Origin of the sequence: Peribacillus sedimenti (genome assembly GCF_046237635.1) — a bacterium.
Taxonomy (GTDB): Bacteria; Bacillota; Bacilli; order Bacillales; family DSM-1321; genus Peribacillus; species Peribacillus sedimenti.
This window is the reverse complement of the sequence record NZ_CP143547.1, coordinates 1,968,154-1,993,689: the sequence shown is the minus strand read 5'-3', so window position 1 is coordinate 1,993,689 and position 25,536 is coordinate 1,968,154. Positions and strand designations below refer to the sequence as shown.

Genomic DNA, 25,536 nt, shown 5'->3' with positions numbered 1-25,536 from the left:
TTATGACCCCGAGGGGCTAGGCGCCGCAGCTAGACACCAGTCCAAATCCAAAGATGTATGTTTTTATTCAACGAAAAGCGAAGGCGCCCGTTTAGCTCCGTCAAGCATAAGATGTAACCCGCAAGAGGTCCTGACCTCTGGAGGGGGATGACTCATGACCCCGAGGGGCTAGGCGCCGCAGCTAGACACCAGTCCAAATCTAAAGATGTAAAATTAATTTCAACGAAAAGCGGAGGCGCCTTGCTCAGCCCCGTCAGGCATAAGGAACCCGCAAGAGGTCCTGACCTCCGGAGGGGGATGACTTATGACCCCGAGGGACTAGGCGCCGCAGCTAGACACCAATCCAATTTCTAAAGATGTAAAGTTATTCCAATTAAAAGCAGGGGCGCCCGTTTAGCTCCGCCAGGCATAAGATGTAACCCGCAAGAGATACTAACCTCTGGAGGGGGACAGCTTATGACCCCGAGGAGCTGTTCGCCGGAGCTGGGCATCAGTCCAAATAGTAATGATGTAAAAATATAATTAAAGAAAACGCATGTGACTTGCTTTGCTTGTCAGGCAAATAGAGCTCGAACCTGTACATGCTTTTTGCCTGCTGGCAAGCGTCTTGTGAACAGTAAGCTAATTGCCGTGCCGAACAACAGTCTAACCTTAAATGCAAATAATGTATTCAAAAAGCGCAGAGTCCCAAGAAAGACTGCTGCGTTTATTATATAGATACAAGCTCAATAGCCTATTCACATCATAATTTGCGGGTTTAAGTCGATGTTAATTTGCAGATCGTTTTTTGCTGTTCCTTGCTGATAATTTTCAAGGATGGTCCTCAGCATCTTTTTCAGCTTCGGTTCCCGTTTGTATTTTATCAAACATTGGTAGCGATATCTATTTTTGATCCGGCTTATTGGCGAAGCTACCGGCCCGAGGACAATAGCTGCAGGACTCAGTCCGGACTTTAGATAGCTTGTAATTTTTTCAGTTGCAGCGACCGTTTCCATCAAATCCTCATGGGAGACTGTTACTAGAGCCATATAATAATAGGGCGGATAGTTATTCATCCTCCTGATATACATTTCGCGCTCGTAAAAAGCATCGTAATCCTGAAAGCCTGAAAGCTCAATGCTGTAATGCTCAGGTGTATACGTCTGTATTACCACTTCGCCTGCTTTTTCATGCCTTCCTGCCCTGCCGCTTACCTGTGTCAGCAATTGAAAAGTCTTTTCCGATGAGCGAAAATCAGGGAGATGCAGCATTGTATCTGCAGTCAGTACTCCCACAAGGGTAATATTAGGAAAATCAAGGCCTTTTGCAATCATCTGGGTTCCGAGGAGTATGTCCGCCTGCCCCTCCTGAAAAGCATTCAATAGTCTTTCATGCGAACCCTTTCTGCTTGTTGTATCGACGTCCATGCGGATCACTCTTGCTTCAGGAAGGATTTTGCCGAGCTCTTCTTCTACCTTTTGGGTTCCAGTCCCGAAGAATCGAATATGGTCGCTGCCACAATCCGGGCAGACCGCCGGCATTGGTTCTTCGTGTGCACAATAATGGCATTTTAGGGAGTGATTGTATCGGTGGTAGGTCAGAGAAATATCACAATTTGGACAATCGGTGACCAGACCGCAATTTCTGCACATTACGAAGGAAGAGTGCCCTCTTTTATTTAATAAAAGCACCGTCTGCTCATCCCTATCCAGCCGCTCCTTCAATTTTGTAAAAAGCATCCCGGAAAACATAGAGCGGTTTCCCGCACGCAGCTCTTCCCTCATGTCAATGATGCTGACGCCAGGCAAAGCCCTGTTATTCATACGTTTTTCCAGAGTGAGAAGCTTATAGACATCTTTCTTGGCTCTGGCAAATGACTCAAGGGTTGGTGTGGCACTTCCCAGAATAACCGGGCATTTGTGTGATTGCGCACGGCGAATGGCTACGTCCCTTGCATGGTAACGTGGTGTTTCTTCCTGCTTATAACTCGATTCATGCTCTTCATCTATGACTATGATGCCCAGGTTTTCAAAAGGCGCAAAGATGGCTGAGCGTGCTCCCACCACTAGTTTTACTTCTTTTCGGTGAATTTTGCGCCACTCGTCATATCTTTCCCCTATTGAAAGGCCGCTGTGCATCACGGCTACCTGTTCGCCAAAACGCTCTTTGAAACGTTTGACAGTTTGTGGGGTCAAAGAAATCTCCGGGACAAGCATGATCGCTTCCCCGCCCTTTTTAATGACAGCATCAATCGCCTGCAGGTAAATTTCGGTTTTTCCGCTGCCGGTTACACCGTATAGCAGGAATACGTCATGCAAATCCTTTTCTATTGATTTCCTGACCGGCTCTATCGCCGCCTGCTGTTCTTCTGTAAGTATAAATGGGCTTGTTTTATCGAAAGTTCTATCCTTGTATGGATCACGATACACTTCCTCATCGCTTTCCATCAGAAGTCCCTTAGCCGCAAGCGATTTAACTGTACTATGCGTGGTTTCTACAGCAGCCAGCAAGTCCTTGAGCTGGACCTTCCCATAATTTTCGATAAAGTATGAAATTAGTTCACGCTGTTTCCTTGCTCTATCAGGAATCGTGCTTAAATGGCGCTCAAGCTCTGTCAGAGAAACATTTGGCGAAACGAAGCGCGCTGTCTTTTTATTCAACTGGTCTTTAACAAAGTAGACAACTTCGAGATTCCCTTTCTGAACTTCCTTCTGGAACAAGGAGGCCTGATTGCCTTCCGTTGCTTCTTTCCACGGGATAACATCTTTGTTATGAAAAGAATCAAGCAATTCTGCTGCAATCAGGGTGTCTTTTCCTTCCACAATCCTCAGCCCTTTATCATACTTTGCCTTTAGGGCTGAAGGCAGCATGGACTGCAGGGCCTGGATTTTGAAACACATCGTTTCTTCTGTGAGCCAATTTCCCAAATTTAATAATTCTTCATTTAAAACAGGTTCGATATCAAGTATTTCCTTAATATTACGTAGTTTCCCAAAGTCACTCTTTTCTTTGAGGCCGGCAACAAACCCCTGGACCATTCTTGGGCCGAATGGGACGATTACTCTCATTCCGCGCTGGATGACATTCTCCCATTTTTTTGGGATGGCATAATCAAACTCCCTGTCTGTCTGTTTTGCAGGAACATCAACGATCACGGAGGCTACGCTCATGTCACATCATTCCTTATCATCACCAAAATTTCGGACAAAATTTGTCTGGCGACCTCAGTCTTGCTCATCAGCGGGAGAGAAAGCTTAGAACCATCTTTTTTGAAAATGGTAACAATATTGGTTTCGGTGCCAAATCCCGCTCCTTCTGAAGTCACATCATTGGCTACAATTATATCTGCATTTTTCTTTTCAAGCTTTCCCAAAGCGTACTGTTCTACTTCTTCCGTTTCAGCAGCAAAGCCTACCAGAATCTGATGCTGCTTTTTCCTCCCCAGCTCCTGAAGTATGTCCACTGTCCGTTTAAGCTCTATATGCTGATCTCCTGGCTGCTTCTTCATTTTTTGATCATATACGAATTTCGGGGTGTAATCTGCGACTGCTGCTGTTTTGATCACCACATCGGCCTCACCATATGAGTTTAGTACCGCATCATGCATATCTGCAGCACTCTCTACATGAATGAGGTTGACTCCGGGCGGTGGAGATAACGTGACCGGTCCGGAAATCAGGGTCACTTCTGCCCCCATTCTTACTGCCTCTCCGGCCAGGGCATAGCCCATTTTTCCTGAAGAATGGTTAGTCAAGTAACGTACCGGATCTATTTTCTCCCTGGTGGGTCCTGCTGTTATGATAAACTTTTTTCCTTTAAGAGGCAGATTTTCCTGCCCGCTAAAAAAGTTGTTCAAGTGTTCAATTATTGTCTGAGGCTCTTCCAGTCTTCCCTTCCCTACATAACCGCAGGCAAGATAGCCTTCTGAAGGTTCAATGAAATGATAGCCATAGCTTCTAAGCGTTTCCATATTCTTCTGAACTGCAGGATTCGCATACATATTTACGTTCATCGCGGGTGCAATCCAGACAGGAGCTGTCACGGCCAGCAGTGTAGTTGTGATCATATCGTCGGCAATGCCGTTTGCCAGACGGCCAATGACGCTTGCAGTGGCAGGCGCGACAAGCACAAGGTCAGCCCAGTCAGCCAGATCGATATGCGCAATCACTTCTGGATTCTTCTCGTCAAATGTATCAGTATACACATCATGTCTTGAAAGGGCCTGAAATGTAAGCGGTGTGACAAATTTACAAGCTGATTCGCTCATGATTACCTTTACCCTTGCACCTTCCTGTGTCAGCTTGCTTGTTAATGCCGCTGCTTTAAAAACCGCAATGCCTCCTGTTACACAAAGCAGAATATTTTTATTTAAAAGCATGCTCAAATTCCCCCAAATGTGCGTTCTCTTTTCCTATTATGACTGATTATAACGTTTTTTTCACCTTAAATGGATTCAGGTTACTTTTTTCCATACGGACCCATATTCAAAAGACAAAGGGTGATTAAAAATATCAACACCCTTCGATCTTTCTTCTGTTCAAAGAATGCAAGACAACATTTCTGCCACAAAAGAAAGGGCCTGGACCCCTCAACTGATGATAGCCTTGTTAATGCCTCATCGTAAACTGAAGGACCTGACCCTCTTCGGAATCTTTATTGTTAGATTAGCTTTCTTCATAATTATTATTATAAGTAAGCTGACCAGTGTGAATTTCCTCGAGCGCGCGGCCTACTTGCTTATGCGAAACCGGTTTCTCAAGCTTAGAATCATCCTTGACCTGCATTTGGCGGGCACGCTTTGCCGCAACAGTCACAAGGGAATATTTAGAATCTATTTTTTGTAGTAGAGAATCGATAGATGGATATAGCATATTATTCAACCTCCAGCATTTTTTTATAGCGAATGGATACTCTTTCACGGCGGCAATGCTCTGCAACAACGATGGCATTAATGCGTGCACATGCTGCTTCCACAGTATCATTTTCCACTACATAATCATATAAGTCCATTAATTCAATTTCCTCTTTTGCAGCGTTCATTCTCTGCTTTATGACCTCTTCTGTTTCCGTGCCCCTGGTTATGATCCGGCTCTTCAGCTCGGACAGACTAGGAGGAGCTAGAAAGATAAACAAGCCCTCTGGAAATTTCTCGCGGACCTGCCTGGCACCCTGCACTTCGATTTCGAGGAAAACATCCTTGCCAGCATCCAGTGTTTCCCTTACGTAATCCACCGGAGTACCATAATAATTGCCCACAAACTCCGCGTATTCCAGCAGTTTCCCCTGCTCGATCAGCTCTTCGAATTCTTGGCGGCTTTTGAAAAAATAATCGACTCCGTCAATTTCACCTTCACGCGGCTTCCTCGTCGTCATCGAAATAGAATATTCAAATGCAGTATCTGGCTGTGAAAATATTTGCTTTCTGACTGTGCCTTTTCCAACACCAGATGGACCTGATAAAACAATCAATAAACCCTTTTCTCTCATAAATCTTTTTTACCCCTCTTCCACGCTGTCATCCCTGTCATGAAGACGGGCAGCGACTGTTTCCGGCTGTACAGCGGATAAAATCACGTGGTCGCTGTCTGTTATGATGACGGCACGTGTCCTCCTGCCATAAGTAGCATCTATTAGAGATCCACGATCACGTGCATCTTGAATGATTCTTTTGATCGGAGCCGACTCCGGACTCACAATTGAAACTATGCGGTTTGCGGAAACAATGTTCCCGAAGCCGATATTAATAAGCTTGATCGACATTTTAGTCCCCCAATTCTATTGTGGCCTTGAAATATATTTGATAAACAGGCTACTCGATATTTTGAACCTGTTCGTTCATCTTTTCAAGCAGGCTTTTCATTTCCACCACCTGCTGTGTTATATTGGCATCATTAGCCTTGGAACCGATGGTATTGACTTCCCGATTCATTTCCTGAATAAGGAAATCCAATTTCCTTCCTATCGGCCCCTGTTTATCAAGAGCTGCTTCAAATTGATGAAAATGGCTATCAAGCCTTGTCAATTCTTCATTTATATCAGATTTGTCCGCAAATATAGCAACCTCTGTCAGCAAACGGCTTTCATCCGACAGCCCGGAAGCTATGTCGGCCATTTTTTGGGAAAGCCTCGCTCTGTATTGCTCCACCACAAGCGGGGCATAAGGCTTAACTTGCCTCACGATATCCTGGAGTCCCCGCAGTTGGTGCAGAAGGTCACTCTTTAATTCAAGCCCTTCATGCTTGCGCATATCGTGAACTCCATAAAAAGCAAATTTCGCCGCTTTCAGGATGATGCTTTCAAGCTCTTCGTCCTGCTTCTCTTGTTCATGGACATTAAAAATATCCTCCACATTAAGAAGGTCCTGAAGCTTGGGCTCTTCATCAAGGGCAAAGCGTTCTTTTGCTTCCTTTAATATGGTTAGATACTGGCTCGCTAGCTCCCAATCAAATGTAAGCTTCTTGTCAACGAGCCCGTCACCTTCTACTGAGACGAAAATTTCGGTACGTCCCCTATGTATGTATGCACTGGCAATTTTCTTTATTTTCTCTTCTAGAATCATGAACTGGCGGGGAATCCGAATATGATATTCGCAAAAACGGTGATTTACGGTTTTCACTTCCACAGTCACTCTTATAGAAGTACCTTCGGCAGTTCCCCTTCCGTATCCGGTCATACTCATTACCATTACTTGACTCACATCCTATCCGGCAAAGTTTCCCTGCTATAGGCGGCGGGAAAAACATCAGCAATCACATACTGGTATGTATTTCAATATACTTTATACACTAACAATCTATTTTACCAGAAACATCATAAAATGTAAGCTATGAAAAAAGATAGTCCTGATGAGAATATGAATTTTTTTAGTAGGCAAGGCCGTAATTTTACCCTAATCCCAAAAAATAAAAAGGTAATAGAGTCGTCTCTACTACCTTACGAATTATATCATACATTATTTTGTTTTACTTGCCAATAAAGACCCTGCCAGTAAAAAAGTCGGAATAGCGGCCATGCCCGCAACCAGCAGCCAATCTCTTGGCACTATTGGCACGGTGTGGAAAATGTCCTGCAGCGGCGGAAAATAAATTACCACAAGAACTGCAGCGAGGGATGAAATAACTGCCCACACTAAATACGGGTTTCCAAATGGGTTGCGGGAAAAGATGGACTGCTCGCTGCGGCAGTCAAAAACATGGATGAGCTGAGCCAAAACCAGTGTAGCAAAAGCAATGGTCTGTGCGTACTGCAGGTTTTGCGGGTTGGATTTGTATACGATCATAAAGGCGATTAAGGTAGAGGCACCAATGAGAAATCCCCTTGATATAATCTTCCATCCAAGCCCTCGCGCAAACACCCCCTCCTTAGGGTTTCTCGGTTTCCGCTTCATTACATCACCTTCTGGTTTATCAAGGCCAAGGGCCATTGCAGGCAGGCCGTCCGTCACAAGATTTACCCATAAAATCTGAATTGGGATGAGCGGAAGCGGCAGGGCAAATAACATCGCAAATAACATGACCAGTATTTCCCCGACATTTGAAGCGAGCAGGTATCTGATAAATTTACGGATGTTTTCATAAATGTTCCTGCCTTCCTTGATTGCGGACTTAATAGTCGCAAAGTTATCATCGAGGAGGATCAGGGATGAGGCTTCCTTTGCGACATCGGTCCCGGTAATCCCCATTGAAATCCCTATGTCAGCCGATTTGATGGCAGGTGCATCATTTACTCCATCCCCTGTCATCGCAACTACATGCCCTTTATTCTGAAGCGCTTTGACTATTTTTAACTTATGTTCCGGGGACACCCTGGCGAACACGGACACCTTCTCAACTACATCTTCAAGCTCATTTACGGACATTTCGGAAAGAGATTTCCCGTCAAGCACCTTGTCCTTTGGCTTAAGAATGCCCAGCTGCTTTGCAATCGCCTTAGCTGTCGTCAAATGATCACCTGTAATCATGACCGTTTTGATTCCCGCTTCCCTGCACTCTTTTACAGCATCCTTCACCTCCGGGCGGGGCGGATCTATAATCCCATGCAGCCCGATAAAAGTAAGCTCCTTTTCTGCCTCACTTTCATGCATCAGCATGGTGTTAGGCCCGATTTGTTTGTAGCCTACAGCAATAGTCCTCAAAGCCTGTGCAGCAAGTCGGTCAACGGCTCCCTGAACTTCCTGCTTCAAATCTTTATTTAACAGCTGGTTCTTTTCCTGCCATAAAATGGATGGGCAATGTGATAGTAATACATCCGGCGCACCTTTGGTTACCACGAATTGTTTGCCGCTTTCGTCACGGACAACCACACTCATCATTTTCCTTGTGGAATCAAAGGGAAATTCTTTTACAATGGAATATTTACGCAGCAGCTTTTCACGTGATAAATCCGCCTTCATGGCCGCTACAAGCAAAGCTCCATCAGTTGGATCCCCGTTGAGGACAAATTGTTCATTTTTGGTTAACAATTCGGCGTTATTGCACAGCATTCCAAAGGTTAGCAGCTGCTGAAGTGTTTTTTCCCTTGCTGGATCAATATCCTTTTGGCTATCTGAAAACCGGCCAACCGGATCATAACCGGTCCCGGTAACACTCCAGGTCTTACCTGAACCCCACAGATGGGTAACGGTCATTTTGTTTTGTGTCATCGTACCTGTTTTATCCGAACATATGACAGATGCGCAGCCAAGCGTTTCTACTGCCGGAAGCTTCCTGACGATTGATTTTTGCTTAATCATCCTTTGTACACCTAGAGACAGGGCGACCGTCACTATGGCTGGGAGTCCCTCCGGAATCGCAGCAACAGCAAGGGATACGCCTGCAAGAAACATCGTATATAAATCATTGCCCTGAAGAACCCCTACCGCCACTACTAGCATGGTCAGAAACAAGGCAGTAATAATAAGTATTTTCCCGAGCTGTTCAAGCCTTCTTTGGAGAGGAGTTTTTACCGCTTCCGCCGATTGGAGCATATCTGCGATTTTTCCCATCGCGGTATCCATGCCTATTGCCGTAACGATGCCAATGCCACTCCCACGGGTAACCATGGTCCCCATGAAGGCCATATTCTCTTCATCTCCTATACTCGCAGAAGGAAATGCAAGGGCGTCATCACGCTTGACTGCCGGAACGGATTCACCAGTAAGCGCAGATTCTTCGATTTCGAGGCTAACTGCCTTGACAATACGCATATCGGCACCGATTCTGTCACCGCTGGAAAAATGAAGGATATCGCCCACGACTACTTCCCTTGAAGGTACCTTCACGGACTTCCCGTCTCTGATGACCTGGACCTGGGGAGCGGCCATCTGTTTGAGGGCATCCAGTGATTTTTCCGCCCTTCGTTCCTGGTAAAAACCTAATATGCCATTAATGAAAATTATTGCAATGATGGCAATGGCATCAATATATTCACCAAGCAGTCCTGATATTAATGTAGCCGCAAGCAGCACTATTACCATAAAGTCCTTAAATTGAGCAAAAAACAGCAGCAGCGCGGACTGCTTGTCTCCTTCTTCAAGCTCATTGAAACCGTGCTTTGTCTGCCTGTTTTTTGCTTCATCCTCTCTCAGTCCCAGCTCCATGCTGGTCTGAAGAGCGTTCTCGATCTCCTGGATATTCATTTCACGGTAACTCATTTAATCACACATCCCCCATACATAGTATCCAGCCGGCACCGCTAGCTTTTGTGCCATAGCCCCAAACCACTCCTTCCCCGCCATTCATGCCAAAGAAGATTTCCTTCTCACAATCATGCTTATTCAGACTCGTCCAAAAAAATGCTATACTTTAAAGTGCATGATCCCTTTTTGTAATGGCGGATGGCAGCTATGAACCATCGCCTGCATGGTTGATTGAAATAAATGAAAAGGAAGTACTAATATGTCTTTTGATGGATTATTTACTAAAGCGATGACTGAGGAATTATGTTCTGCCATTAAAGGCGGCCGAATCAATAAAATACATCAGCCTTATAAAAATGAATTAATTTTGGTCATCCGGGCTGGAGGAAAGAATCATAAGCTGCTCCTGTCGGCCCATCCAAGCTATGCACGGGCACAGATTACATTAGAAAATTACGAAAACCCAAAGGAACCTCCAATGTTCTGCATGCTTCTGCGCAAGCATTTGGAAGGCTATGTGGTGGAGGATGTATATCAGACGGGAATGGACCGGGTGATTGTCCTCGAGGTAAAAGGGAGAAATGAGCTTGGGGACATATCGCACAAGCAGTTAATTGTAGAAATAATGGGGCGGCACAGCAATATTATCCTCGTTGATAAATCAAGGAACATGATCCTGGACAGCATCAAGCATGTATCACATGCTGTAAGCAGTTATCGGACAGTCCTTCCAGGCCATGAATATATCCAGCCCCCAGCACAGGATAAAGCGAACCCTCTGACGGCGGACGAAAATGATGTACAGAGGAGACTGGATTTTAATGCGGGGCAATTAGATAAGCAGCTGGTGGCCCAATTTGCAGGAATATCGCCTCTCGTGGCGAAGGAAGCGGTCCATCGGGCAGGCATTGCCAATCGTGTAACTCTGCCTGCGGCTTTTATCAAGCTGATGGAAACAATCAGGCTGAAGAACTATGAGCCTGTCATTATCCGCCATGGCAGTAAAGAAGCATTCTATATGATCACACTGGCGCATCTAGGGGGAGAAGCAAGGCAGTTCGATACGTTAAGCAGCATGCTGGACCGTTATTATTTTGGCAAAGCGGAACGCGATCGTGTTAAACAGCAGGGAAATGACCTTGAAAGGTTTATAGCCAATGAAATAGACAAGAACAAAAAGAAAATAATCAAGCTCGAAAACACTCTTGCTGAAAGTGAAAAAAGTGATCAGCATCAGCTGTATGGAGAATTGCTGACAGCCAATCTTTATGCCATGAATAAAGGGATGAAGGAAATTGAGGTCACCAATTATTACGATGAATCCGGAGCTACAGTCACCATCCCTCTTGACACAAGACTGAACCCTTCTGAAAATGCCCAGAAATATTTCTCGAGATACCAGAAAGCAAAAAATGCGATAGGAATCGTCCAGGATCAGATACACCGGGCAAACCTTGAGGTGATATATTTCGAAGGGCTGCTGCAGCAGCTGAATTCCGCATCACCGCGTGACATTGAAGAAATAAGGGAAGAGCTCCAGGATGAAGGCTATTTGAAACAAAAGCAGCGTAGGGGCATGAAAAAGCCTGCGAACGAAAAGCCAAAACTCGAAAGCTATTTTTCTTCTGACGGTGATGAAATATTGGTAGGCAAAAATAATAAACAGAATGACTATCTGACTAATAAATTCGCCAGACGTGATGATATATGGTTTCACACTAAGGACATTCCTGGATCACATGTGGTCATCCGCAACGAGAATCCCAGTGAACAAACTATTAAAGAGGCTGCCATGATTGCCGCCTACTTCAGTAAAGCAAAAGACTCCAGTTCCGTTCCGGTAGATTTCACAAAAGTACGCCATGTCAAGAAACCAAGCGGTTCTAAGCCTGGATTTGTTATTTATGAAAACCAGCAAACCGTGTACGTTACACCAGATGCTGACGTTGTGATCCGCTTAAAGGAAGCTGCAGCTGAAGTAAAATAAATTTAGTTCTATTTAATAAAAGCCATTGTAAGGGAGCTGGCCTCCAGACAATGGCTTTTTTGTTTTAGGCTATTCATAACGCTTATAGGGGCGTGGCGGCAATGGTTGCCTGCTTCTACCAGAATATGGTCAAAAAAGTCGGCATTAATATCGAAAAATTTCGATTCATAAAAAAGCAGATGTCGAACCTGAATCTCTGGATTTCCATCATATTCGCCGGCAGAATATGATGGAAATCCATTACATCTTAAACTTCCATTTTCCTTAATCGTCTGAAGGGATTTTTTTATCATAGTCTTCTATGATGCACTCTTTGTTTTCCAGGGATGCGTTTACAGCGGCTTTTCGCCGCAGAGAAATGAGGGGAAGTAAAAAAGCGATGCTGCATCGCTTTTTTTATGCGTAGACAAGGCATCCTCCTCGCGGCATATTGTAGATTATGCAGTGATACCCCCAAGGTGTTATTTATTCCTCCGCCATCCACGACTCATCGGATGGATCCTGCTTCCACTTCTCGAGCTTGGCAAGATCACTTTTTTCAATGTATCCTTTTTCGCTTGCTACATCGATCAAAGCCGAATAATCACTCAAAGAGAAGGCGTTTATTCCCTCCTCCTGGAGCTGTCGACTTGCCTTCGTGAGCCCATAGGTGAAGATTGACACAATCCCGAGAACCTCACAGGCTTGCTCTCGGAGGGCCTTGACAGCTGCAATGGAGCTTCCTCCGGTTGAAATTAAATCTTCTATCACTACCACCTTTTGTCCAGGTAAAGCCTTCCCTTCAATCTGGTTTCCTTTTCCATGCCCCTTAGCTTTACTGCGGACATAGCACATCGGTAGTTCCATCAGGTCACTGACCCAAGCTGCATGCGGGATGCCAGCTGTTGCAGTCCCGGCAATGACTTCAGCTTCCGGAAAATGCTGCTGAACCAACGCCTGAAGGCCTTTGGCAATTTTCTTCCTCAGCTGGGGATAGGATAAAGTCAGCCGGTTATCGCAATAGATAGGCGACTTTATGCCTGAAGACCAGGTAAAAGGTTCGTTTGGCCTCAAGAAAACAGCATTTATCTCCAATAAACTTTCAGCAATCTCGTATTTCATACTGCTGCTCCCTCCCATTCTTTTCGTATAGACATGTATGCCTTGTATGGGTCAGGATTTGAGGTGATTGCCCTTCCGACCACAATGATATCTGATCCCAGCATCCTTGCATTGGATGGTGTCGCTACTCTCTTTTGGTCATGCAAGTCGCTTCCGGATGGTCTGATCCCAGGTGTCACAGTAAGGAAGCCCTGGCCTAATTTTTTGTGTATATCCCGGGCTTCGTGGCTGGAACAGACCACTCCATCAAGCCCAGCGTGACGAGTTAGCGCTGCATAATGAAGAACAGAGTTCCTTACCTCGCCCGGAATCAGCTGTTCCAGGTTCATTTGGCTGGTGGACGTGCTTGTCAGTTGTGTAACAGCAATGCATGCCGGCCTTTTATTGCCTGATGCTGTTCCAGCTTCAAGTCCTTCCAGTGCTGCTTCCATCATGGCCCTTCCTCCTGCAGCATGGACGTTTACCATGTTGACGTCAAGCTTTGCCAAACCTTTCATCGCAGACTTTACTGTATTCGGTATGTCATGAAGCTTTAAATCAAGGAAAATATCATGTCCGGCATCCTTAATTGTATGGATGATTCCCGGACCCTCTTGATAAAACATCTCCATTCCTATTTTGAGAAACAATTTTTCATTTCCGAAAAAATCCATAAAACCCTCAAGCTCTTTGCGGCCAGGAAAATCACAGGCGATGACCAGCGAATTTTTCATGTTTGCGCCAACTCCTTCCCGTACATTCTGAAATATGGCTATAGCCCAATTTGTGGAGTAATTCAGGAAGTTCAGCAATAATCTTTGGACATACAAACGGGTCCACAAAGTTTGCAGTCCCAACAGCCACTGCGTGTGCGCCTGCGTAGAAAAATTCAATGACATCCTCTGCCGAAGAAATCCCGCCCATACCTATGATCGGAAGAGAAACCTTCCGGCTTACTTCATAAATCATGCGGAGTGCGACGGGCTTTATTGATGGGCCTGACAGCCCCCCTGTCCTGTTGGCCAGGACAGGTTTTGCTGTCATAAGATCAATATTCATCCCGAGCAGAGTATTGATCATCGTCAGTCCGTCTGCACCGCCTTCTTCCACAGCCTGGGCTATTTGTACGATATCCGAAACATTCGGGGACAACTTTACATAGACAGGGACTGAGGATACCTCCTTAACAGCCCTAGTCACATTTTTTGCAGTCTGTGGGTCTGTTCCAAATGCAATGCCGCCTTCCTTGACGTTAGGACAGGAAATATTCAATTCAAGAGCAGAAACATTTGAAACCTTGCTGATTTCTTTGGCAACCGTAACATAATCCTCAATCTGCGATCCTGCTACATTGGCAATGATCGGTACATCGAACTGTTTAAGCCAAGGCAATTCATTGCTCATGACACTTGTAAGCCCGGGATTTTGCAAACCAATGGCATTTAACATCCCCGCAGGAGTCTCTGCCACCCTTGGAGTAGGGTTTCCAAACCTTGGCTCTGCAGTTGTTGCCTTAATCATGATTGCTCCCAGAACGCCCAGGTCATAAAACTGGCTGAACTCGCGGCCGAAACCAAAACAGCCCGATGCCGGCATAATCGGATTTTTTAAGTCCAGGCCGGGCAATTGTAATGATAAAGAATCCGTCATATGATTACCTCCCCTGACCTAAATACCGGTCCGTCACTGCAAACCTTTCTATAGCTGCTACCGGAAGGATCGTCAGCGGTATGGCATACACATGCGAAGCAAGCTCCAATGCCGCACCCCATTCGTTCCTCGAGGGATAAATAGAGATTATCTCCGCCATAGTTCTTTTCTAATGCCCTCAGCATGGGCGTTGGACCGCAAGCATACATGAAATCATAAGCCATGTTCAGTTTCTCAAGCTGTGCTGTTACGAATCCCTTTCTTCCATAGCTGCCATCAGCTGTCAGCACATATGTGTCTCCCAATCTAGCGAACTCCTGTTCATAGAAAACAGCTTCTCTTGATTGAAATCCAAGAATTTGGGTAACAGTTGCACCTTTTTCCGTCAGATTTTTTGACAGCTGATACAAAGGCGGTACACCAATTCCCCCTCCCACAATGACAACAGATTCCCCTTTATTCACTTGTCCAACCGGAAATCCGTTTCCAAGCGGCCCAAGTATATCGACAAGCTCGCCTGCCTTTTTTTTCGATAAAAGCTTTGTTCCTTTTCCTGTCGCGCGGTAGATCATGGTCATGGTTGAATTGGACGCATCATAAGAAGAAATGCTGATCGGCCTTCTCAGTAGCGGGGCGATACCATTTGCTGTTTTTACATGGACGAACTGCCCTGGTTCCTTGATATCAGTAGCCAGGCTGCCCTGAAGAGTCAGTTCAAAGATGGACTCTGTCAATTCGCGCTGCTCCACTACCTTCATAATTTCATTTTGAATCATGAATAAGTCACCTCTCGTGCATTACCACGCCCGGACATAGCTTCTGCCGAGAAGGTCATGGATTCAATGACGGAGAGGATCGCTTGCGCCGTATCCAGGGAGGTTAGGCAGGGAATCCCGTTTTCAACGGATTCCCTGCGGATCCGGAATCCATCTCTTTCAGGCTGTTTTCCTTTTGTCAATGTATTAATGATGAACTGCGCTTCCCCATTTCGAATGACATCCAACAGATTTTTTCCTGGGTCCCCGATTTTTTCCACAACTTTCACAGGGATTCCTGCTTCCTTAAGAGTAGATGCCGTACCGCTTGTAGCGATCAGCTGATACCCAATCTTATGGAATCTTCGTGCAATATGAAGCGCTTCTTTTTTGTCTTTATCCGCAACTGTCAAGAGCACAGAACCATGGTCCTTTATCTTTATTCCAGAAGCGACAAGCCCTTTATATAAAGCCTTCTCAAGTGTAAGATCCTTGCCCATCACTTCACCGGTTGATTTCATTTCAGGCCCCAATGTGATATCAACTCTCCTAAGCTTGGCAAATGAGAAAACTGGAACCTTTACATAAACACCATGCCTCTCTTCCACCAATCCGCTATGGTAGCCCATTGAGTTCAATGTTTGGCCCAGAATCACCTTTGTGGCTAAATTGGCCATGGCGACATTGGTAATCTTGCTCAGGAACGGCACCGTCCGGCTTGAACGTGGATTCACCTCGATCACATATACCTTGTTGTCGCTCACCACATACTGGATGTTCAATAAACCTATGATATTGAGGCCTTTAGCAAGTTTTTCCGTATAATCGACGATTGTGCCCTTCAGTTCAGCTGACAGGCTTTGCGGGGGATACACAGCAATCGAGTCCCCTGAATGGACACCTGCGCGTTCAATATGTTCCATGATGCCAGGGATCAACACCGTTTCTCCGTCAGAAATTGCGTCTACTTCGATTTCTTTACCTGTCAAATAGCGATCGATCAAAACAGGATGTTCAGGATTGATTTTCACGGCGTTTTCCATGTAGTGGAGCAGCTCCTCCTGCTGATAAACGATTTCCATGGCGCGGCCTCCAAGCACATATGAAGGCCTTACAAGTACCGGATAACCGATTGCTTCGGCAATTCGGACCGCCTCGTCTATAGAGGTAGCTGTTTTTCCCTTTGGCTGCGGGATTCCCAATTCAGTTAGGGCTTGTTCGAATTTATCCCTGTTTTCTGCACGGTCCAAATCCTCAAGAGTGGTTCCGAGGATCTTGACTCCTCTTTCCACCAGTTTTCCAGCCAGATTAATGGCAGTCTGCCCGCCAAATTGTACGACTGCCCCAATAGGCTTTTCGAGGTCGATGATATGCATAACATCTTCAATCGTTAGCGGTTCAAAGTATAGCTTGTCTGAAATACTGAAATCAGTGGAGACCGTTTCCGGATTATTGTTGATTATGATCGCTTCATATCCGGCTTCTTTAATCGCCCAGACCGAATGTACAGTGGCATAATCGAATTCGACACCCTGCCCGATCCTGATCGGCCCCGAACCCAAAACAACGACACTCTTTCGATCAGTTACGATGGATTCATTTTCGTCCTCATATGTCCCGTAAAAGTATGGTGTTTCTGATTCGAATTCTGCAGCACAAGTATCCACCATTTTATATACTGGCATGATGCCATTTTCCGAGCGCCAATCATATACTGCCTTTTCCTCTACTTTCCATAATTCCGAAAGTGCCGCGTCTGAGAATCCCATCCTCTTTGCCTTATCAGCTAATTCTAAGTCAAAGGGCGATTCTGCCAGGCTTTCTTCTAAGTCTATGATTTTTTTCAGCTTATGGAGGAAGAATAAATCGATTTTGCTCCATTCATGGATCTGTTCGATGCTTATTCCTGAGCGGAGGGCTTCTCCTATATAAAACAATCTTTCATCCCCTGCTTTACGGATACGCTTCTCCATTAATTCCTGGCTGACCATCTCTCCTAGGCTCAAGTGGAAATGGCCGGTCTCAAGCGAGCGGATAGCCTTTAGAATGGATTCTTCAAATGTCCTGCCAATTGCCATTACCTCTCCAGTCGCTTTCATCTGCGTTCCCAATGTACGGTTGGCTGACTCAAACTTGTCAAATGGCCAGCGCGGAATCTTGGCAACCACATAGTCTAGCGCTGGTTCAAAGCTTGCATATGTTTTTCCCGTTACCGGGTTCATCATTTCATCAAGGGTCAGTCCAACGGCTATTTTCGCTGCAAGCTTGGCTATCGGGTATCCTGTTGCCTTGGAAGCAAGTGCCGAGGAACGGCTGACGCGAGGATTGACCTCGATCACATAATAGCTGAAACTGTCCGGGTCAAGAGCAAGCTGGACATTACAGCCCCCTTCGATCTTTAGAGCCCTGATGATTTTAAGGGAGGTGTTCCTTAGCATCTGATATTCACGGTCACTCAATGTCTGGCTTGGTGCAACCACAATGGAGTCGCCAGTATGGACACCGACAGGATCGAAATTCTCCATATTGCAAACGACGATTGCATTATCATTCGAATCCCTCATAACCTCATATTCTATTTCTTTGAAGCCTGCAATGCTTTTCTCAAGCAGGCACTGATGGACCGGACTGTGTTTCAAGCCGCTTGCGACAGTCTCTAGAAGCTGTTCCTCGTTTTCACAGATGCCTCCTCCTGTTCCCCCAAGTGTAAAAGCAGGTCGGACAATGATTGGATAGCCAATCTCTCCAGTGAATGAAAGAGCTTCATCGATATTATGGATAATGGCGCTGTCAGGAACCGGTTCACCAAGTTCATTCATAAGCGTCCTGAATAAATCTCTGTCTTCAGCCTGTTCGATTGCCGATAGCTTCGTACCAAGAATCTGTACGCCGCATTCCTCAAGGACACCAGAGTTGGCAAGTTCAACAGCCATATTCAGCCCGGTTTGCCCTCCAAGAGTCGGCAGGAGGGCATCCGGCCGCTCCTTACGGATAATTTTGCTGACAAATTCGAGGGTTATAGGTTCGATATACACTGCATCCGCAATTTCTGTATCCGTCATAATCGTTGCTGGATTGGAGTTGACAAGGATGACCCGGTAGCCCTCTTCCTTCAGGGCGATGCAAGCCTGGGTTCCTGCATAATCAAACTCTGCTGCCTGGCCGATGATGATGGGACCTGATCCGATTACCAGGATACTTTTTATATCTCTACGTTTTGGCATGTTGTTTCCCCCTCTGATTTCACTGCTTCAATCATCTGCATGAATTGATCAAACAAATAGTTCGCATCCTCTGGTCCCGGCGATGCTTCCGGATGGTATTGTACTGTGAATGCAGGATATTTATTGTGCTTAAGCCCTTCGATCGTGCCATCATTTATGGCTATGTGAGTGACTTTTAGATCCGTGCCATTGATAGAACCCTCCGCAACCGTGTAGCCGTGATTCTGGGACGTCAGTGCAACTTTTCCTGTCTGCAAATCTCTGACAGGATGGTTGGAACCCCTATGCCCGAATTTCATTTTTTCTGTGTTTGCTCCGTTTGCGAGCGCAAAAAGCTGGTGTCCAAGGCATATTCCGAACATTGGGATTTTCCCCTGTATCCCGCGGATCATCTCAAGAGCCTCCGGAACGTCCTTCGGGTCGCCAGGTCCATTCGACAGCATGACCCCATCCGGATGAAGGCTCAGAATCTCTGGAGCGGTAATATTGCAAGGTGCTACAATGACATCGCAGTCCCGTTCATTCAGTTCCCTAAGGATACCGTGCTTCATTCCATAATCGACAAGCACTACCCTTCTCCCCCTTCCAGGACTAGGATACGCCGTTTTTGTAGATACCCTTTTTACCTGGTCGTTTGGCAGCACAGTAGCCTTGAGCTGCTGCAGTACGTCTTCCTCAGCCCTTTCAATGCTGCAGATCATCCCCCTTAGAGTTCCATGCTTTCGTATAATCCTTGTTAATTTCCTTGTATCAATCCCGCTGATTCCAGGAATATTCTTTTCTTTGAAAAATTCATCCAGCGACATTTCATTTCGCCAATTGGAAGGAAAATCGGCTGCTTCCTTTACTACAAAACCTGATATGGCCGGAGCTATGGATTCAAAATCGTCTCGGTTGATGCCATAGTTTCCAATAAGCGGATAAGTGAGCGTTATGATTTGTCCGCAGTAGGAAGGATCTGACAATATTTCCTGATATCCGGTCATCCCAGTATTGAATACCACTTCCCCAGACCTTTCAATATCGCTGCCAAAGCCTTCTCCAACGAAAACCGTTCCGTCTTCCAGTATCAGCTGTCTTTTCATATTCCAACACGTCCTTTTTCCCATACTACTTTTCCTTGGCTTATCGTCAAAACAGGCCATCCAAAGCATGATTCACCATCAAACGGAGTATTTCTTCCCTTGGACAAAAATGTGTTGCTGTCAATTTTATGTTCCGCCGCTAAATCCAGTAAAACGATATCAGCTGGCTGGCCCGGAGCCAATTCTCCGTATGGCAGTGAAAAACTTTCAGCAGGCTTGATCGTCAGTAGTTCGATTAATCGTTTCAAGGACAGGATTCCTTTTTTTACAAAATGTGTATAAAGAAGCGGAAATGCTGTCTCAAGGCCTACAATCCCAAACGGGGCAAGCTCCATTCCCGCTTCTTTTTCAGCCTGTGTGTGCGGCGCATGGTCCGTCGCTATGAAATCAATTGTCCCGTCAAGCAGTCCTTCTATCAATGCTTCCCGATCCCCACGCCCTCTTAATGGAGGATTCATTTTAAAGTTAGGGTCCAGTCCAGGGATATCGTCCTCGCATAGCAGCAGATGGTGGGGGGTTACCTCAGCCGTTACTTTTATGCCGGCTCTTTTGGCGTCCCGCACTACCCGGACTGATTCTTTCGTGCTTATATGGCATACATGATAATGGCAGCCTGATGCTTCAGCGAGCAGGACATCCCTTGCGATATGAACGGATTCACATACAGAAGGAATTCCGTTTATACCCATTTCTCTTGAAAAATTGCCTTCATGTACAGAACCCTTATTGATCAATGAATTATCTTCGCAGTGGGCAACGATCGGCATATTTATTAACGCTGCTTTTTTCATGGCAGCAAGCATCATGCCTGCCTCCTGGATGCCGACTCCGTCATCTGTAAAAGCGAACGCACCCGCATCCTTCAACCCTTGGAAGTCTGTCAATTCACGTCCCAATTCCCTTATAGTAATAGAGGCATACGGCAGGACACGCACTGCTGCTTTTTCTGCAATCCTGTTCATTAGCCATGCCATTTGTTCCTGGGTATCCGGTACTGGCCTTGTATTTGGCATGGCAGCAATGGTTGTAAAACCGCCTTTGGCAGCGGACAGAGTCCCTGTTTCAATGGTCTCTTTTTTTTCGCCGCCTGGCTCCCTGAGGTGAACATGCAAGTCAACGAAACCAGGGGAAACCAGCTTTCCTTCTGCGTCGATTACCTGACAGCCATCAACAGCGCTATTCTCTGCAATTTCAGTAATTATGCCACCTTCGAAAGTAACATCCCTGCTAACCTGATTTCCGTCTTTATCGAGCAATACTCCATTTTTGATGACTGTTTTCATACTTGGTTCCTCCCTTAGTTTGTTCTAGAGCCTTTTTCAGTACGGCCATCCTTATATAGACACCATTTTCCATCTGCTTAAAAATTCTCGAACGCTTGCATTCCACAAGATCACTGTCAATTTCGATACCGCGGTTGATGGGCGCCGGATGCATGATGATTGCATTCCGCTTCATCCTTCTCTCTCTTTCCTTCGTTAATCCATATAGATGTAAATAGCTATCAGCATGTGAAGTTTGGGATTCTCCGTCTATATGCCTTTCATGCTGAATTCTAAGCAGCATTACTACATCTGATGTTTCAATTGCTCCGTCTATATCCTGATAGGAGCCAATCTCTTCATCGAACCATTCCCTCGGCCCGGAAAATACGACCTCTGCACCAAGCCTTGTCAAAGCATCTGCATTTGAACGGGCCACCCTGCTGTGGCGGATATCTCCAATAATCGCAATCTTTAAACCCTCGAAACTTGTAAACTCCTGTTTGATGGTCAAAAGATCGAGAAGCGATTGAGTGGGATGCTGTCCGCAGCCGTCACCAGCATTAATGATCGGGATACTGAGCCTACCTCTTAATTCCTGCCAGTAATTCTCTTCTTCATGCCTTATGACAAGCGCCTTGATTCCAATTGCCTCCAGGGTCCGAGCCGTGTCATAAAGGGATTCTCCCTTTTTGATGCTTGAGGTGCCTGCATCAAAGTGTACGACCTCAAGTCCCAGTTTCCTTTCCGCCACCTCAAAGCTCGTTTTTGTCCTTGTGCTCGGTTCGAAAAACAGATTGGCAACCATCACCTGTGTTTCGGGATACCAGCGTTCGCCCTTTTTAAACGCTTCTGCCTGTTCAAGAATCTCTCCGATTTCAGTGATTTTTAATTCATTCATGGTTAACACATTCCGCATATGCTAATGCCCCCTTTTGATTTTTTCAATTTTTCAGGGCAAAAAAACACCCTGTTCAGAAAAACAGGGTGTTTTAAATACAGCAGATCAATGCACGACTATCCGCATCCTAAAATGCCTTATTCGCCATATATCCTACTGTACTGTTTCACCCTTATTAGCCTCTCTGGACTTCTTTTAAAAGGTGGTTATATGATTTTCAACTTTAAGCTGGGTTGTTTTCTTCTCCAAACATGTCGCCTGATATTTTTTTCCTGCCAGGCAAACCAAGGTTCAATAGTACACCGATAATCGCAGCAAGCGCCATACCGGTCAGCGAGATTTTATCAGAAAGCTTGATGAATGCTCCGCCTATTCCGATTACGAGGATGACCGAAGAAATGATTAAATTCCGGTTATTCCCAAAATCCACTTTATTGTCAATTAACATTCTTAATCCACTGGAGGCAATGATACCGAATAACAGGATGGAAATTCCCCCCATTACCGCCTGCGGGATTGAACTGATGACTGCTGCTACCTTTCCGACAAAACCAAATACTGTTGCAATCACAGCGGCTCCTCCGATTACATAGACACTGAACGCTCGCGTAATCGCAAGTACACCGATGTTTTCACCATACGAAGTTAATGGCGGCCCGCCGATGATCGAACCAATCATGATTCCAACTCCATCCCCTGTAATGGAACGGTGCAAACCGGGCTTTTCAATCAGGTTCCTTTCCACAACTTTACTGAGAACCATCTGGTGGCCAATATGTTCGGATAGTGTCACGATTGCCACCGGAACCATGATGAAGATGATTTCCCAGGAGAAAACCGGATCATACGTTACAAAAGGCACCATGAAATCTGGAAGGGCGAACCAGGATGCTTTTTGAATCCCGCTGAAATCTACTATTCCTGCGATTACCGCTGACACATATCCTGCGATTATTCCTATCAAGATCGGAATGATTCCCAGGAATCCTTTAAGGAAGACTGAACAAATGATCGTAACGGCAAGTGTAATCAAAGCTATAGTAAAGTGCGTGGTACTGTATACCAGCTTATCAGCCGGTGCTCCCGGGTTTTCGTACATTGCCATGTTCACTGCTGTTCCTGCAAGGCTAAGCCCGATTACAATGATCACCGGCCCTACCACGACAGGAGGCAGAAGGTTCATTAGCCATCTTAACCCTGCTTTTTTTATGATCAGAGCCACAATACCATATACTATTCCGGCAAAGAAGCAGCCAATCATAGCTGCATGCGGGCCGCCAAACTGGCTGGCTACGCCAATCGGCGCGATGAATGCAAATGATGAACCAAGATATGCCGGTATCTGTCCTTTAGTGATTAATAAATACGAAAGTGTTCCCAGGCCGCTTGAAATCAGTGCAATACTGGGGCTCAACCCCACAAGGAACGGTACCAGAACGGTTGCCCCGAACATTGCAAATAAGTGTTGGAGGCTGAGTGTAAACCATTGAAACGGTTTGGGGACCTCCTGAATATCCAGTACTACATTTCGTTTAACTTCTTCCATTTATATCCTCCCCTGTCTAGACAATACCTTCTTATGTATAGAAGAAGATATTTGCGGGTCCCTGGCTTCAGGAACCCCTGCCTCCCTGTTGCTTCATCCTGTTAAAAGCAATCCCATTTATTTTTCAAAAATGCTGACCTTGTCTGAACCGTCTACTTCCTTTAAGGTAACTGCTATCTTTTCCGAAAGTGAGGTAGGAACGTTTTTTCCAACAAAATCGGCTCGGATAGGCAGTTCCCTGTGTCCACGATCCACCAGAACCGCCAGCTGTATCTGAGAAGGTCTGCCCAGGTCCACAAGAGCATCCATCGCAGCCCTCACTGTCCGTCCTGTAAACAGGACGTCATCTACAAGCACTACCTTTTTATCAGTAATAGCTACCGGAATGTCCGAACCTTTCACCAAAGGATCTCCGTCCTGTGTCTTGGTAGACAAATCGTCGCGATAGAGCGTAATATCCAATTCTCCAACCTGAATTTCCTTGCCCTCAATCTGATTAATTCTTTCTGCAAGGCGGTTTGCGATAAAGATCCCTCTTGTTTTAATTCCAATCAATACGCAATCTTCAATACCCTTATTCTTTTCAATAATTTCATGAGCAATTCTGGTCAAAGCTCTGCGGATCGCCTGTTCATCCAGGACAACTGCTTTTTCATTCATCTGTTGAATCACTCCTTCTTATCTTTGGCACCTGCCATATTTTTAAGAGATATTATAAGCATGGTTTTATTTTTTCCAAAAAAACCCTCATCCATGAGGGGATGAGGGTTCGGTACAATCAAAAGGCATATTTGATCCTGTTCCGCTTCCTTCTCAGCCTCTCTGGACTGTTTTAAAGGGCTCTTATTCAACTAGGTTAATCTTATTCTTCATGTCGTTTGTTGTCAATTATTTTTTTCTTAAATAGTCTACCAAATCTTCCATTACCTTTGGCAGCGGTGCCTCAAATTCCTTGTATTCCTTGGTTCTTGGGTGAATGAATCCAAGGACGCCCGCATGGAGTGCCTGGCCGTCTATTTCCAGCGTCTTCCTGGGCCCGTATTTCGGGTCGCCGGCAAGCGGATAGCCTATATATTTCATATGGACCCTGATTTGATGTGTCCGTCCTGTTTCCAGCTGACATTCCACGAATGTAAAATCCTTAAATCTTTCCAGCACCCTGAAATGCGTAACTGCATGCTTGGAATTCTCCTCCGTAACAGTCATGCTCTGGCGATCCTTTTTGTCCCTGCCAATCGGGGCATCGATCGTTCCGAAATCGTGAGGGATATTGCCATGGACTATCGCTTTATATTTTCTTGTTACAGTCTTATCAACAAGCTGCTGAACGAGGTTTTCATGGGCCATATCGTTCTTGGCGACCATCAGGAGCCCTGATGTATCTTTATCAATCCTATGCACAATTCCGGGGCGCATGACACCATTTATTCCGGACAAGTCTTTGCAATGGGCCATCAGCCCGTTTACAAGTGTTCCTGTAGTATGGCCGGGAGCGGGATGCACCACCATGCCCCGCGGTTTGTTCACTACAAGGACATCCTCGTCTTCATAATAAATATCAAGGTCCATTTCCTCAGGCATGGCATCAAGTACCTCCAGCTCCGGTATGAGGATTTCCACCTTATCCCCGATGCTGCATTTATAATTGGTTTTAACAGGTGTCCCATTAACCAGCACATGCCCTTCCTTGATCCATGGCTGTACCTGGGAACGTGACCACTCTTGATTCAGCGTCGAAAGAGCCTTGTCAATCCTTTCCCCTTTTTGGGCTTCTTCTATAGTGTAGCTGTATTTATCCATTGTTTTTCTCCTTAGCGAGCTTTTCTTCCAGCAGCATATAAATAATCATAAGTCCAACACCGATGCAGAGCGCTGAATCTGCAACGTTGAAGATCGGAAAATTATAAGTAAATATGTACGTATTAATAAAATCGACCACTTCTTTACGTACTATACGGTCGATAAAATTACCAATCGCACCGCCGAGCATCAAAGCAAGCGATATACCAAGCAGTTTGCTCTGCCTGCCCATTTTTTGAATATAGTAAATAAGCGCTATGATCACAGCGGTTGTGATCAGGTAAAAAAACCACATCTGGCCCTGAAGGATTCCCCATGCAGCACCGCGGTTCCTATGCGAAGTTATGTAGAGAAAATCCTGAATGACTTCGATACTCTCTCCAAGCTCCATATTTTTTACAATCAGCCATTTTGTTATTTGATCAAGGGCAAATACAAACATTGCCACCACATAATACAGCACCAGCATAATCCCCCAAACACGGCCTGATGATATGGCCATAAAATATTCCTATCAAATTGTAGCATAATCTGTCAGGATTGACTAATCATGTTACCCCCTGGCAATAAGAAAGTGAAAGCGCCCGCTTCCAAATTAGTCTATTTGATCAATCTTTATTTGTATTTCCAACAAGTAAAAGAGCCCGTACC

20 protein-coding genes are annotated in these 25,536 nt (G+C 45.5%); 1 reads left to right on the top strand and 19 read right to left on the bottom strand.

The window, feature by feature from the left end; translation table 11 throughout:
* Positions 1-737 precede the first annotated feature (737 nt).
* The 7 genes from priA to V1500_RS09750 all read right to left on the bottom strand — a co-directional run bounded on the left by priA (position 738) and on the right by V1500_RS09750 (position 9,610).
* Complete coding sequence (gene priA, locus V1500_RS09780) at positions 738-3,149, bottom strand: primosomal protein N' (RefSeq protein WP_409305369.1); 2,412 nt, start codon at positions 3,147-3,149, stop codon at positions 738-740.
* Positions 3,146-4,357 carry a bifunctional phosphopantothenoylcysteine decarboxylase/phosphopantothenate--cysteine ligase CoaBC gene (gene coaBC, locus V1500_RS09775; protein WP_409305368.1) on the bottom strand — a complete coding sequence of 404 codons (1,212 nt, stop codon included), beginning with the start codon at positions 4,355-4,357 and terminating at the stop codon, positions 3,146-3,148. The genes priA and coaBC overlap by 4 nt, the downstream gene beginning before the upstream one ends.
* Before the next feature lie 286 nt (positions 4,358-4,643).
* Entirely contained in the window at positions 4,644-4,850 is a 207-nt protein-coding gene (gene rpoZ, locus V1500_RS09770) for a DNA-directed RNA polymerase subunit omega (protein WP_409305367.1), read from the bottom strand.
* Between the two features lies 1 nt (position 4,851).
* Positions 4,852-5,466 carry a guanylate kinase gene (gene gmk, locus V1500_RS09765; protein WP_409305366.1) on the bottom strand — a complete coding sequence of 205 codons (615 nt, stop codon included), beginning with the start codon at positions 5,464-5,466 and terminating at the stop codon, positions 4,852-4,854.
* 9 nt (positions 5,467-5,475) lie between these two features.
* Positions 5,476-5,739, bottom strand: coding sequence for an extracellular matrix/biofilm regulator RemA (gene remA, locus V1500_RS09760; RefSeq protein ID WP_071349446.1), 264 nt, complete (start codon positions 5,737-5,739; stop codon positions 5,476-5,478).
* A 49-nt stretch (positions 5,740-5,788) separates the two neighbouring features.
* The gene (locus V1500_RS09755) at positions 5,789-6,664 is read right to left on the bottom strand and encodes a YicC/YloC family endoribonuclease (protein WP_409305365.1); all 876 of its coding nucleotides are present in this window, start codon (positions 6,662-6,664) and stop codon (positions 5,789-5,791) included.
* Positions 6,665-6,931: 267 nt separating this feature from the next.
* Positions 6,932-9,610 carry a calcium-translocating P-type ATPase, SERCA-type gene (locus tag V1500_RS09750; protein WP_409305364.1) on the bottom strand — a complete coding sequence of 893 codons (2,679 nt, stop codon included), beginning with the start codon at positions 9,608-9,610 and terminating at the stop codon, positions 6,932-6,934.
* Between the two features lie 244 nt (positions 9,611-9,854).
* On the opposite strand from V1500_RS09750, the gene V1500_RS09745 reads away from it, so the two are divergent.
* A complete protein-coding gene (locus V1500_RS09745; RefSeq protein ID WP_409305363.1) occupies positions 9,855-11,582 on the top strand; it encodes an NFACT family protein in 1,728 nt (575 codons plus the stop codon).
* 465 nt (positions 11,583-12,047) lie between these two features.
* Here V1500_RS09745 and pyrE read toward each other — a convergent pair whose 3' ends face one another.
* The 12 genes from pyrE to lspA all read right to left on the bottom strand — a co-directional run bounded on the left by pyrE (position 12,048) and on the right by lspA (position 25,387).
* Positions 12,048-12,683, bottom strand: a complete 636-nt coding sequence (gene pyrE, locus V1500_RS09740) for an orotate phosphoribosyltransferase (protein ID WP_409305362.1) — start codon at positions 12,681-12,683, stop codon at positions 12,048-12,050.
* A complete protein-coding gene (pyrF, locus tag V1500_RS09735; protein WP_409305361.1) occupies positions 12,680-13,396 on the bottom strand; it encodes an orotidine-5'-phosphate decarboxylase in 717 nt (238 codons plus the stop codon). Before pyrF ends, pyrE begins: the two co-directional genes overlap by 4 nt.
* Positions 13,368-14,312: a dihydroorotate dehydrogenase gene (locus V1500_RS09730; protein ID WP_409305360.1), complete on the bottom strand. Its 945-nt coding sequence runs from the start codon at positions 14,310-14,312 to the stop codon at positions 13,368-13,370. Before V1500_RS09730 ends, pyrF begins: the two co-directional genes overlap by 29 nt.
* On the bottom strand, positions 14,309-15,088 hold the full coding sequence (locus tag V1500_RS09725; RefSeq protein ID WP_409305359.1) for a dihydroorotate dehydrogenase electron transfer subunit: 780 nt from the start codon (positions 15,086-15,088) through the stop codon (positions 14,309-14,311). Before V1500_RS09725 ends, V1500_RS09730 begins: the two co-directional genes overlap by 4 nt.
* Positions 15,085-18,291 (bottom strand): carbamoyl-phosphate synthase large subunit, encoded by a 3,207-nt coding sequence (carB, locus tag V1500_RS09720; protein ID WP_409305358.1) that lies wholly within the window; start codon positions 18,289-18,291, stop codon positions 15,085-15,087. Before carB ends, V1500_RS09725 begins: the two co-directional genes overlap by 4 nt.
* On the bottom strand, positions 18,270-19,376 hold the full coding sequence (locus V1500_RS09715) for a carbamoyl phosphate synthase small subunit (RefSeq protein ID WP_409305357.1): 1,107 nt from the start codon (positions 19,374-19,376) through the stop codon (positions 18,270-18,272). The genes carB and V1500_RS09715 overlap by 22 nt, the downstream gene beginning before the upstream one ends.
* Positions 19,373-20,659 (bottom strand): dihydroorotase, encoded by a 1,287-nt coding sequence (locus V1500_RS09710; RefSeq protein ID WP_409305356.1) that lies wholly within the window; start codon positions 20,657-20,659, stop codon positions 19,373-19,375. Before V1500_RS09710 ends, V1500_RS09715 begins: the two co-directional genes overlap by 4 nt.
* The gene (locus V1500_RS09705) at positions 20,622-21,557 is read right to left on the bottom strand and encodes an aspartate carbamoyltransferase catalytic subunit (protein ID WP_409305355.1); all 936 of its coding nucleotides are present in this window, start codon (positions 21,555-21,557) and stop codon (positions 20,622-20,624) included. The genes V1500_RS09710 and V1500_RS09705 overlap by 38 nt, the downstream gene beginning before the upstream one ends.
* Positions 21,558-21,762: 205 nt before the next feature.
* A complete protein-coding gene (locus V1500_RS09700) occupies positions 21,763-23,085 on the bottom strand; it encodes a solute carrier family 23 protein (protein WP_409305354.1) in 1,323 nt (440 codons plus the stop codon).
* Between the two features lie 117 nt (positions 23,086-23,202).
* Positions 23,203-23,745, bottom strand: coding sequence for a bifunctional pyr operon transcriptional regulator/uracil phosphoribosyltransferase PyrR (pyrR, locus tag V1500_RS09695; protein WP_409305353.1), 543 nt, complete (start codon positions 23,743-23,745; stop codon positions 23,203-23,205).
* 228 nt (positions 23,746-23,973) lie between these two features.
* Positions 23,974-24,885, bottom strand: coding sequence for an RluA family pseudouridine synthase (locus V1500_RS09690; protein ID WP_409305352.1), 912 nt, complete (start codon positions 24,883-24,885; stop codon positions 23,974-23,976).
* Positions 24,878-25,387: a signal peptidase II gene (lspA, locus tag V1500_RS09685; RefSeq protein ID WP_409305351.1), complete on the bottom strand. Its 510-nt coding sequence runs from the start codon at positions 25,385-25,387 to the stop codon at positions 24,878-24,880. Before lspA ends, V1500_RS09690 begins: the two co-directional genes overlap by 8 nt.
* Between the last annotated feature and the right edge of the window lie 149 nt (positions 25,388-25,536).

Excerpts from the sequence above, each read along its gene's own strand:
- pyrF (WP_409305361.1), bottom strand. The coding sequence starts at position 13,396 with ATGAAAAATTCGCTGGTCATCGCCTGTGATTTTCCTGGCCGCAAAGAG.
- V1500_RS09745 (WP_409305363.1), top strand. The coding sequence starts at position 9,855 with ATGTCTTTTGATGGATTATTTACTAAAGCGATGACTGAGGAATTATGT.
- pyrE (WP_409305362.1), bottom strand. The coding sequence starts at position 12,683 with ATGAAATACGAGATTGCTGAAAGTTTATTGGAGATAAATGCTGTTTTC.
- rpoZ (WP_409305367.1), bottom strand. The coding sequence starts at position 4,850 with ATGCTATATCCATCTATCGATTCTCTACTACAAAAAATAGATTCTAAA.
- V1500_RS09705 (WP_409305355.1), bottom strand. The coding sequence starts at position 21,557 with ATGCGGAATGTGTTAACCATGAATGAATTAAAAATCACTGAAATCGGA.
- remA (WP_071349446.1), bottom strand. The coding sequence starts at position 5,739 with ATGTCGATCAAGCTTATTAATATCGGCTTCGGGAACATTGTTTCCGCA.
- V1500_RS09700 (WP_409305354.1), bottom strand. The coding sequence starts at position 23,085 with ATGGAAGAAGTTAAACGAAATGTAGTACTGGATATTCAGGAGGTCCCC.
- gmk (WP_409305366.1), bottom strand. The coding sequence starts at position 5,466 with ATGAGAGAAAAGGGTTTATTGATTGTTTTATCAGGTCCATCTGGTGTT.
- V1500_RS09690 (WP_409305352.1), bottom strand. The coding sequence starts at position 24,885 with ATGGATAAATACAGCTACACTATAGAAGAAGCCCAAAAAGGGGAAAGG.
- pyrR (WP_409305353.1), bottom strand. The coding sequence starts at position 23,745 with ATGAATGAAAAAGCAGTTGTCCTGGATGAACAGGCGATCCGCAGAGCT.
- V1500_RS09755 (WP_409305365.1), bottom strand. The coding sequence starts at position 6,664 with ATGGTAATGAGTATGACCGGATACGGAAGGGGAACTGCCGAAGGTACT.
- V1500_RS09725 (WP_409305359.1), bottom strand. The coding sequence starts at position 15,088 with ATGATTCAAAATGAAATTATGAAGGTAGTGGAGCAGCGCGAATTGACA.
- V1500_RS09750 (WP_409305364.1), bottom strand. The coding sequence starts at position 9,610 with ATGAGTTACCGTGAAATGAATATCCAGGAGATCGAGAACGCTCTTCAG.
- V1500_RS09710 (WP_409305356.1), bottom strand. The coding sequence starts at position 20,659 with ATGAAAACAGTCATCAAAAATGGAGTATTGCTCGATAAAGACGGAAAT.
- V1500_RS09730 (WP_409305360.1), bottom strand. The coding sequence starts at position 14,312 with ATGACGGATTCTTTATCATTACAATTGCCCGGCCTGGACTTAAAAAAT.
- priA (WP_409305369.1), bottom strand. The coding sequence starts at position 3,149 with ATGAGCGTAGCCTCCGTGATCGTTGATGTTCCTGCAAAACAGACAGAC.
- carB (WP_409305358.1), bottom strand. The coding sequence starts at position 18,291 with ATGCCAAAACGTAGAGATATAAAAAGTATCCTGGTAATCGGATCAGGT.
- V1500_RS09715 (WP_409305357.1), bottom strand. The coding sequence starts at position 19,376 with ATGAAAAGACAGCTGATACTGGAAGACGGAACGGTTTTCGTTGGAGAA.
- coaBC (WP_409305368.1), bottom strand. The coding sequence starts at position 4,357 with ATGCTTTTAAATAAAAATATTCTGCTTTGTGTAACAGGAGGCATTGCG.
- lspA (WP_409305351.1), bottom strand. The coding sequence starts at position 25,387 with ATGGCCATATCATCAGGCCGTGTTTGGGGGATTATGCTGGTGCTGTAT.